The 9,141-nt window shown below is 70.3% G+C and carries 6 protein-coding genes; 5 read left to right on the top strand and 1 reads right to left on the bottom strand.

Features of this window, described 5'->3' with window-relative positions:
• The 3 genes from cysC to ACFFNX_RS33175 all read left to right on the top strand — a co-directional run.
• A partial coding sequence (cysC, locus tag ACFFNX_RS33165; RefSeq protein ID WP_378209815.1) for an adenylyl-sulfate kinase occupies nt 1–955 on the top strand: 955 nt, incomplete at its 5' end.
• Nucleotides 956–1,055: 100 nt separating this feature from the next.
• Nucleotides 1,056–1,997: a sulfite exporter TauE/SafE family protein gene (locus ACFFNX_RS33170; protein ID WP_378209816.1), complete on the top strand. Its 942-nt coding sequence runs from the start codon at nt 1,056–1,058 to the stop codon at nt 1,995–1,997.
• A gap of 169 nt (nt 1,998–2,166) precedes the next feature.
• Nucleotides 2,167–3,426 carry a hypothetical protein gene (locus ACFFNX_RS33175; protein WP_378209817.1) on the top strand — a complete coding sequence of 420 codons (1,260 nt, stop codon included), beginning with the start codon at nt 2,167–2,169 and terminating at the stop codon, nt 3,424–3,426.
• Nucleotides 3,427–3,507: 81 nt separating this feature from the next.
• Here the strand turns inward: ACFFNX_RS33175 and ACFFNX_RS33180 are convergent, their stop codons facing one another.
• The gene (locus ACFFNX_RS33180; protein ID WP_378209818.1) at nt 3,508–6,300 is read right to left on the bottom strand and encodes a PKD domain-containing protein; all 2,793 of its coding nucleotides are present in this window, start codon (nt 6,298–6,300) and stop codon (nt 3,508–3,510) included.
• 194 nt (nt 6,301–6,494) lie between these two features.
• On the opposite strand from ACFFNX_RS33180, the gene ACFFNX_RS33185 reads away from it, so the two are divergent.
• Together ACFFNX_RS33185 and ACFFNX_RS33190 are read left to right on the top strand one after the other, a co-directional pair.
• The gene (locus ACFFNX_RS33185; protein WP_378209819.1) at nt 6,495–7,574 is read left to right on the top strand and encodes a glycosyl hydrolase; all 1,080 of its coding nucleotides are present in this window, start codon (nt 6,495–6,497) and stop codon (nt 7,572–7,574) included.
• Nucleotides 7,575–7,724: 150 nt separating this feature from the next.
• Nucleotides 7,725–8,987: a hypothetical protein gene (locus ACFFNX_RS33190; RefSeq protein WP_378209820.1), complete on the top strand. Its 1,263-nt coding sequence runs from the start codon at nt 7,725–7,727 to the stop codon at nt 8,985–8,987.
• Nucleotides 8,988–9,141 lie beyond the last annotated feature (154 nt).

Consider the following 9,141-nt stretch of genomic DNA (forward strand, 5'->3'; position numbering starts at 1 on the left):
CCTGGGCGAGGACGACCACGACGCGCTCGTGCGCGCGGTGCTGAGCGTGCGCCGCGAGCTGCCGGGCGACACGCTGGTCGTGCCCGTGCCACTGGCCGAACGCCGCGGACGCGATCTGCTGCTCACCGCGCACGTCGCCGCCGCGTACGGCGCGACGCACCTGTTCGCGCCGTCGTTCACCCCGGCCGACGAGGAGGCGGCGCCGCTGACGCTCGCCGCGCCGGAGCCCTGGGCGTTCGACGAGAGCCTGGAGGTGTGGCGGCCGACCGCCAAGATCGAGCCCGATCACGTGCGCGACGAGCCGACCGAGGAGGAGCTGGCCGACCTGCTCGACCGCGGCGAGGAGATCCCCGAGTGGTTCACCACGCCCGCCGTCGCCGAGGAGCTGCGGCGCGCGCACCCGCCACGCCATCGGCGGGGCGTCACGGTGTTCTTCACGGGCCTGTCCGGCTCGGGCAAGTCGACGCTCGCGCGTGGCCTGTCCGACATGCTGGTCGAGCAGGGCGGCCGTACGGTGACGCTGCTGGACGGCGACATCGTCCGCCGGCTGCTGTCGGCCGGCCTGACGTTCTCCCGCGAGGACCGCGACCTCAACATCCGGCGCATCGGGTACGTCGCGGCCGAGATCACCCGCCACGGCGGCGTGGCCGTCTGCGCCCCGATCGCCCCGTACGCCGCCACTCGTGCGGAGGTGCGCCGCATGGTGGCGGCGGCCGGCGACTTCGTCCTCGTCCACGTGTCCACGCCGCTGGCCGAGTGCGAGCGCCGTGACCGCAAGGGCCTGTACGCCAAGGCGCGGGCCGGCGTCATCCCGGAGTTCACCGGCATCTCCGACCCGTACGAAGTGCCGGAGGACGCGGACCTGACGATCGACACGTCGGAGCTGTCGCCGTACGACGCCGTGACGCGGGTCTTCGACCACCTCGTCGCCGGAGGCTGGGTCCGCCTCGGCTGAGGACCGAGCCGACCGGTCCATTTTCCACCACTTTGGCGGCCGATGTCCCGCCGGAAGGTACGCTGGGGCGAGTTGCCTAGTTTGCCGGTAGGACATACAGATGCACTTCGACTTCACGATGGCAGCGGGCGCGCTGCTCGTGTCGGTCATCGTCGGCCTGACCGGCATGGGCGGCGGCGCCCTGATGACGCCGATGCTCACCGTGCTGTTCGGCGTTCCGCCGCTCACCGCGGTCTCCAGCGACCTCGTCGCCGCGGCGATCATGAAGCCGGTGGGCAGCCTCGTGCACCTGCGTCACGGCACCGTCAACCTCCGCCTCGTCGGCTGGCTCTGCGCTGGCTCGGTGCCCTCCGCCTTCTGCGGCGTGCTCATCGCCCGCGCCCTCGGAGACGGCAGCGGAGTGCAGGACGTGATCGGCAAGGCGATGGGCGTGGCCCTTCTCATGGCCGCCGCCGGCCTCGCCATCCGCGGGTACCTCGCGATGAAGGACCGGGCCGCCCGCCGCCCCGGCCGGCGTACGGCCGCCCCCGGCTCGCCGGCCTCGCTGCCGCCGCCCGTCATCGCCGTACGACCGGTCCCCACCGTGATCGTCGGGATCGTCGGCGGCCTGAGCGTGGGCATGACCTCGGTCGGCTCCGGCTCGCTCATCATCGTGACACTGCTCGCGCTCTACCCGATGCTGAAGGCCAACCACCTCGTCGGCACGGACCTGCTGCAGGCGGTACCGCTGGTGTGGGCCGCCGCGCTCGGGCACATCCTGTTCGGCGACTTCCACCTGGCGGTCACCGTCGCGCTGCTGGCCGGATCGATCCCCGGTGTGATCATCGGCTCGCTGATCTCCGCACGCGCGCCGGGCGGGCTGATCCGGCGCGTCCTGGCGTTCGTGCTGCTGGCGTCGGCGCTGAAGATGTTCGGTCTCGGCAACGCGGCGATGCTGTGGATCCTCCTCGCCGTGCTGGTCGGCGCGGCGGCCCTGTGGACGCTGCTGCGGGCCGCCCACGGCCTGCGCCCGATCGGGATCTTCGACCGCCAGCGCGGCTGACATCTCCACGGGACATGTGCCCGATTGCTGGCTATTTCCCGTACTTCCGGGCAAGAGCGGCGATCAACGGCAACAATGATGTCTCGATCAACACCGAGCCACGGATCCCCGCCAGCGGCCTGTGATAGACAAGCTCGGTTCACGGGTGAAGAAAATTGGGAGCAAAACCATGCGCCGACGCGTGCTCAGTGTGGCGATAGCCACGGCAGCCGCCACCGCAGGGGCCGCCGTCCCCGCGGCCCAGGCCGACACCGCGCAGAGCGCGATCGTCTCGGCCAACCCGGTCAACTTTACGCCGAACGTCACCGACGGCACCGTGCGTGCCATCGCGGTGGTCGGCTCGAAGGTCGTCGTCGCGGGCAACTTCGACCACGTCAAGAACGCCGGGACGAGCGCGAGCATCGCACGGCACAACATCTTCGCCTTCGACGCCAAGACCGGAAAGGTCGACACGAAGTTCGTGCCGAAGGTCGACGGCACCGTGTACGCCCTGCAGCCGGGCACGTCGAACACCGTGTACGTCGGCGGCTCGTTCACCAACACCAACGGTGTCGGGCTCGGCTCGCTGACCAAGCTGAGCGTCACCACCGGCAAGGCCGTCTCGGGCTTCAACGCGCGCGTCGGCCACGGGCTCGTCTTCACGATGGCGCGCCGCGGCAGCCACGTCTACATCGGCGGCGAGTTCACCACCATCGCCGGCAAGACCCACGCGCCCCTCGCCCGTGTGGACGCCACGACCGGTAAGGACACCGGCCTCAACCTGTCCGTCACGACGCCGCGCTCGGGCGCCCTGAAGGTCTACCGCCTGGCGGTCGACCCGGCCGACAAGCACCTGGTCATCGACGGCACCTTCACCATGGTCGCCGGCAAGCGCCGCTACCAGATCGCGATGATCAACACCTCGGGCACGCCGGCGCTGTCCTCCTGGGCGACGGAGCGGTACGCCACACCGTGCAGTTCCTCGTTCGACACCTACATGCGCGGCATCGACTTCGCCCCCGACGGCTCCTACTTCGTGGTCGTCACCACCGGCGCGCCGCACGGCACGACCCAGCTGTGCGACTCGGCCGCCCGCTGGGAGACCGGCAAGACCGGCGCGGGCCAGAACCCGACCTGGGTGAACTGGACCGGCGGCGACACGCTCCTGTCCGTCTCGGTGACCGGCAAGGCGATCTACGTCGGCGGCCACCAGCGCTGGATGGACAACCCGCAGGGCCACGACAGCGCCGGCCCCGGCGCCGTGTCCCGCCCGGGCATCGCCGCGCTGAACCCGACCGGCGGCAAGGCCCTGTCCTGGAACCCGACCCGCACCCGCGGCCACGGCGTCGAGACCCTCGTCGCCACCTCCAGCGGCCTGTACGTCGGCAGCGACACCGACGAGCTGGGCCACGAGTACCACGGCCGCGTCGGCGAGTTCCCGCTGTCGTAACCGCTCTTTCGAACACCGGCGCCGCCGGACCCTGACGTCAAGGGTCCGGCGGCGCCGTCGTGTGAGAGCCGTACTACCCGATCACTGGTTCGGAGCCAGCACGACCGTCCAGACGATCGCCCGGCTCGCCGCGTCCGTCGTCGCGGTCAGACCGCCGTACGCACCGGTCGGCACCGTCCCCCCGCTGTCCGCGGCCAGCGACGTGACCCGGCCGCTCCCGCTCCCGAGCGAGGTGCCCCGGCTCGTCACGCCGTTCGGGGCCGTCCACGCCGTCGTCGCCGACGACTTGTCCGACCACAGCGACACCGCCCAGCTCCCCGCCGCGGGCACGGTCACCGTCGGCGACGTGTGCGACGTCGTCGTCGCCGGGTCCGCGGCGTTGGCCGCGGCCGCCACCGGCGCCGTCGTGCTCGTGCCCCGGTAGGCGAGGATCCGCAGGCCGGCCTTCGCGTAGTCGCTCAGGCCGACCGACACCGTCTGTCCGGCGTCGCCCGCCGTGGCCACCTTCTGCCAGACCGTCGAGACGGCCGTGCCGGCGGTCTGGGTGCCGACCTGCTGCCAGCCGGACGGCGGCGTGACGGTCTTGGTCGTGTCGTTGTCGGTGAAGGCGAGCAGCAGCCCGTCTCCGGCCTGCACCGACGACGGGATCGTCACCGTCGCGTTCGTCGTGTTGGCGTTGTAGACGTCGGTGCCGACGTAGTCGATGTTCGCCGCGTTCGTCTGCACCTGCTGCGACGCCGCGTCCGTTCCGCCGCGGTCGTCGGTGACGGTCAGCTTGACCGTGTAGGTGCCCGCCGCGGCGTACGTGTGCTGCGGCGTCGCGCCCGTGCCGGTGGAGCCGTCGCCGAAGTCCCAGGCGTAGGACGCGATGGAACCGTCCGCGTCGGACGATCCCGAGCCGTCGAAGGAGCAGGCGAGGTGGTCGCAGTTGGAGGTGAACGTCGCGGTCGGCGGCTTGTTGGGCTTGCCCGCGTACAGGAAGACGCCCTGTCCGCGCCAGTCGCCGCCGTCCACGACCGCAGGAGTGCCGGAGGGCACCCCGCCGGTGAAGTCCAGGCTCCGCAGCTTCCCGTCCGTGGTGCTGACGTAGTAGAGCCGGCCGCCCGCGGTGAACATGCCGCCGACGGTGCTCCAGTCGACGCCGGACAGGTTGCCCGTGGCGGTGACCTCCGTGGCCGAGACGGCGTCGCTCTCGGGGTTGAAGCCCCGGTAGTACAGCGCCGACGTCCCTCGCGTGTAGTAGATCCGGCCGTTCGCGAAGACCATGCCCTTGATCGACTTGACCGCGTTGTGCCAGGCGGTGTCGGTGACGATCTGGTCGGAGGTGTTGATGGTGTTCGCGGAGCCGAACGTCGAGCCGTCGTAGGTGCGCCGGGTGAGCGTGCCGTCCGAGAAGCCCGTGTAGAGGTCGTCGTTGATCATGAAGGCGCCGCGCACCGTGCGCCAGTCGATCCCGCCGGTGCCATCGCTCGTGACGGCGCCCGCGGTGGTCCCGTCGAAGGAGCGGTGCTGCAGGACGTTCTGGCTGGACGAACCGCCCGAGTAGACCTCGCCCGGCAGCGTGCCGGTGTTCAACGCCGGCAGTTTCTCACCCCCCGCCGTCGGGAACAGCGCGAGCTTCTGGTGGGTCTCCCCGCCGGCCATGTCGGTGTCGCTGGCCATCCACAGGCCCTGCGAGGTCGCCAGCAGGTCGAACACGCCGACGCCGCGGGTACGGCCGGGGTTCCACTGGAACGGCATGCCGCTGGCCGGGTCGAGCGCGGTGATGCCCTCCCGCGCGATCGCGCCCGCACCGGCGGAGTCGCTGCCGAACGGGTTGTTGGTCCAGCGGCCGTGACCGCCGTAGTACACCGCGGACTCGGTGACCTCGACCGCGTACGTCGTGTCGCCGCCCGTCCAGTTCGTCCAGGTGGGCAGGAGGTTCGTGCCGGTGGCGGAGGTCTCCCAGCGGGCCTGCGTGTCGCACATCGTGGACGTGCCGTGCGCCGCCCCGGTGGTGGAGATGACGAAGAAGCTCCCGTCCGGGGAGACGTCGACGTCACGCATGTAGGTGTCGAACGACGACGAGCACGCCGCGGCGTACTTGCTCGTCTGCCAGTCGGCGAGCCTCGCCGCGGAGCCGGTCAGGTCGAGCATGACGATCTGCGGCCGCGACTGGCCGCCGACGGAGGTGAAGTTGCCCACCGCGATCAGCTTGGAGCCGTCCGGGGTGACGTCCATCTTCATGACGTTCGTGGTGCCGCCGGCCTGCGTACCGGCGAACGCCAGGCCCTGGTAGGTGTCGCGGCGGCCCGTGTCGGGGTTCAGCGTGGCGAGCGCGAGTTGCGTGGCACCGTCAACGAGGTCGAAGTTGCCGGCCACCCACAGCCGCCCGCCGGCCAGCCGCAGGTCCTTGACCCGTGCGTCGAGGTTCGGGGTGAAGCCGGCGTCGGCCTGGCCGGTGTTCACGTCGAGGCGCGCCAGCGACTTGTGCGCGACGCCGTCGATGTTGTTGAACAGGCCGCCCAGATAGATCGACCGGCCGTCGGCGGAGGGCAGGAGCACGCTCACCTCGCCGTCGACGGACGGCTTGAAGTCCGGGTCGACCTTTCCGGTGGTCGCGTTGAAGGCGAGCACCCGGCTTCGGTCGATCACCGTCGACGAGCCGGCCTCCTTGACCTGGGTGAAGTTGCCGCCGACGAAGATGCGGTCGCCGATCTGCACGACCGACCGGACGTCACCGTCGACGAGGTTCGGGGTGAAGTCGGCCGGGTCGGCACTGACGATCTGGGCGGGTTGTCCGTCCGCTCGGGCGGGCGGCCCACCTGTCGTGGTGACCAGACCGGCGGCCAGTAGCAGGCCGGTCCCGCTTGCGATGAGACTGCGAAGGCGCACGTGGTTCTCCTGTTCCGCGCGCCCCTCACGCGGCCGAGCGGGGGATGGCCGAGTTCGGGAGCTTTTGTCGTGCCCAAGCAGAGTAATGGTCCGCGATATCTCACACACTGGCCCGCGGGGTACCGTCTTGCCTCAGATATCCGTTACGCACCCTTTTCCACGCTTCATGGCTGCGCTGGTTATAGTGCGCTGCCATGGACAGACGTACGACCGCCACCTCCGCCGGACGCGCCTTTCTGGCACTGCTGACGGCGATGTCGCTCACGGCATGCGCGGCCGGCGCCGGAAACGACGAGGCCTCCCCGCTGTCGGAGCGGAGCGGCAGTGCGTCCGCCAAACCGAAGAAGTGCACCGTCTCGGGCAAGCTCGTCCCCTCGTGCGGCGCCTGGTGGGGGGTCACGCCGGAGGTCGGCGCGCGACAGGACCCCACCTCCGTGGTGCACCAGTTCGAGCAGCAGATCGGCCGGTCCGTGGACATCTACCACGGCTACCACTCCGGCTCCCAGCTCTTCCCCACCGCGCAGGAGATCGCGCTGACCCGGGAGAAGGGCGCGCGGCGCATGCTCGTCCTCAACTGGAAGCCCGACACCGGCAAGACGTGGCGGCAGGTCGCGAACGGCGCCGCCGACGCGCAGATCGCCCGTGAGGCGTCCTACCTCAAGGCCAACTTCACGAAGAAGTTCTGGCTGGTCATCCACCACGAGCCGGAGGAAGAGGTCAAGACCCGGCCGGACTCCGGCTACACCGCGGCCGACTACCGCGCGATGTTCCAGCACGTCGTCAAGAAGTTCCGGGCCGACGGGGCGCGCAACATCCTCTTCACCGTCGTGTTCATGGGTTACACCGGCTACATGGCCAAGCCCTGGTTCAAGGACCTGTACCCGGGCGATTCGTATGTCGACTGGATCGGCTACGACCCGTTCGCCAAGACGAACATCAAGGACTACTCCAACCTGGTGAACAAGGTCGCCGCGGCGCAGGAGGAACTCGGCTTTCCCGGCTTCTACGACTACGCCGAGCGATATCTGCCCGGAAAGCCGCTGATGTTGTCCGAGTGGGCCGTGCTGGGCGACCCGGCGCGCAAGGCCACGTTCTACCAGAGCGTCGGGCAGCAGTTCGCGAAGTTCCCCCGCATCAAGGCCCTCGCGTACTACGACACCAGGCACGCGGTGAACATGCCGGACGGCGGTGACACCAGCATCGACGCCTCGACGTCGGCCCTGCGGGCCTTCAAAAGGCTCGGCAAGAGGCCGGAGTTCAACGTACGGCGCTGAGCACCGGCCGCCGCGGGTTAGTCTCTGACTTCCGCAGGCGACATGAGAACAGGGTTCCAGGTGGGCACAACAAGGGTCGTTCCGGCCGTTCCGGCACGGATCACGACGCGCCCGGCCATACTGCGGACCCGACCCGGCTGGCCACTGGCCGTGATCTTCATCGGTTTCCCGATCTGGTGGCTGCTCGGGCTGGGCATGCTGATCTTTCTGATCATGAGCGTGCCCATGGGCGTGTACCTCTACAAAAGGCGTTCTCGCCTGCTGGTCCCGCGCGGTTTCGGCGCCTGGCTGCTCTTCCTCGCCTGGGTGGTCATCGGTGTCGGCGTGCTGTGGGCCGACGCCCCCGGCGCGGTGCCGGGCGGGAGCATGGGGCGCCTGCTCGCCTTCGCCTGGCGCATCGCCTGGTACGTCGCCGCGACGATCGTCCTGCTGTACGTCGCCAACCTCAGCGACGACGAGCTGCCCGCCGACCGGGTCGGGCGGCTGCTCGGCTACATGTTCATCGTCACGACCGCGGGCGGGCTGCTCGGCACGTTCCTGCCGCACCTGCAGCTCACCTCTCCGCTGGAGATGGTGCTGCACACCAAGAACAGCTTCCTGCTCGACGCGATCCATCCGAAGACGGCCGAGGTGGACACCATCCTCGGGTACGAACAGGCGCGGCCGATGGCGCCCTTCGCCTACGCCAACACCTGGGGCGCCGCGTACGCCTTCTTCCTGCCGTTCTTCGTCATCACCTGGATCTGGCGGGCCGACACGAGACGCCGGATCGCCGGCATCGTCGTCCTTCTCGCCTCCCTGTGGCCGGTGGTCTACTCCCTCGACCGCGGCCTGTGGATCTCGCTCGGCGTCATCGCCTGCTTCTCCGGTCTGAAGATGGTCGCCCGGGGCGGCCGGCGGGCGCTGCGGCTCGCGGTGGCCGGCCTCGTCGTCGGCGGTCTCGTGTTCGCGGTCTCGCCGCTGCCGGACATGATCCAGGCGCGGATCCAGAACCCGCACAGCAACAACCGCCGCACCCTCCTGGCCGAGCAGAGCGTCCGCAGCGCGCTGACCGGCTCGCCGATCGTCGGCTTCGGCACGACGCGTCAGGTACAGGGCAGCCTCAGCTCTCTCACCGGCGGCGACCGGCCGGGCTGCAAGGCCTGCGGCGCACCTCCGCTCGGCACCCAGGGCCATCTCTGGCTGCTGTTGTTCGCCAACGGCATCGTCGGCACGGTCGCGTTCGGCGTCTTCTTCCTCACCCGGTTCGCCCGGCACTGGCGCGAACGGTCGGCGTACGGCGTCGCCGGCTGCTGCGTGCTGCTGGCGTTCGGGCTGTTCCTGTTCATCTACGACCTGGTGGAGGTCCCGCTGTACACGGTGATGATCGCGGTCGCCCTGATGTGGCGCGCCCGGCGGGAGGCGGACGCGTGACGGCCTGGACGGACGCGGTCGCCGCGCTGTGGCCGGACGCCGAGGTCCACACCGGAGGCGGCACGGCGGCGGTACGCGAGTTCGCCTTCCTGCCCAGTGCCGAACGGCCCCGGCTGCTGCTGCCCGCCGGGATGCCCGCCGCCGCCGCGAGCGC

This window comes from Actinoallomurus acaciae (assembly GCF_042429965.1).
GTDB classification, from domain to species: Bacteria; Actinomycetota; Actinomycetes; order Streptosporangiales; family Streptosporangiaceae; genus Actinoallomurus; species Actinoallomurus acaciae.